Below are 1,016 nucleotides of genomic sequence, written 5' to 3'. Positions count from 1 at the left end.
CGACTGTTTGGGGTTGTATAGTCAAGTAATTAAGTGCATGTGGTGGATGCCTTGGCAGTCAGAGGCGATGAAAGACGTAATAGCCTGCGATAAGCTTCGGGGAGGCGGCAAATATCCTGTGATCCGGAGATTTCTGAATGGGGAAACCCACTTACCATAAGGTAGGTATCGCATGATGAATACATAGTCATGCGAGGCGAACGAGGGGAAGTGAAACATCTCAGTACCCTTAGGAAAAGAAATCAATTGAGATTCCCTCAGTAGCGGCGAGCGAACGGGGATCAGCCCATTAAGTTATATGTGTTTTAGCGGAAAGCTCTGGGAAGTGCTACCGTAGAGGGTGATAGTCCCGTACACGAAAGGGCACATATAATGATGACGAGTAGGGCGAGGCACGTGAAACCTTGTCTGAATATGGGGGGACCATCCTCCAAGGCTAAATACTCCTGACTGACCGATAGTGAACCAGTACCGTGAGGGAAAGGCGAAAAGAACCCCTGTGAGGGGAGTGAAATAGATCCTGAAACCGCATGCATACAAGCAGTGGGAGCCGACTTGTTCGGTGACTGCGTACCTTTTGTATAATGGGTCAGCGACTTATATTCAGTAGCAAGGTTAACCGTATAGGGGAGCCGTAGAGAAATCGAGTCTTAATAGGGCGTTTAGTTGCTGGGTATAGACCCGAAACCGGGTGATCTATCCATGAGCAGGTTGAAGGTTGGGTAACACTAACTGGAGGACCGAACCCACTGTCGTTGAAAAGCCAGGGGATGACTTGTGGATAGGGGTGAAAGGCTAATCAAACTCGGTGATAGCTGGTTCTCCCCGAAAGCTATTTAGGTAGCGCCTCGGACGAATACCATAGGGGGTAGAGCACTGTTTCGGCTAGGGGGTCATCCCGACTTACCAAACCGATGCAAACTCCGAATACCTATGAGTACTATCCGGGAGACAGACTGCGGGTGCTAACGTCCGTAGTCAAGAGGAAAACAATCCAGACCGCCAGCTAAGGCCCC

At 49.9% G+C, this 1,016-nt stretch carries 1 rRNA gene; it reads left to right on the top strand.

Annotation, left to right across the window (positions count from 1 at the left end):
* Positions 1-19: 19 nt before the first annotated feature.
* Positions 20-1,016, top strand: a 23S ribosomal RNA gene (locus ACG916_RS21480); the annotation flags it as partial.

It is taken from the genome of Acinetobacter legionensis (assembly GCF_048552295.1).
Classification (GTDB): Bacteria; Pseudomonadota; Gammaproteobacteria; order Pseudomonadales; family Moraxellaceae; genus Acinetobacter.
The sequence above is the reverse complement of the archived record's forward strand: the minus strand, read 5'-3'. Positions and strand labels throughout refer to the sequence as shown.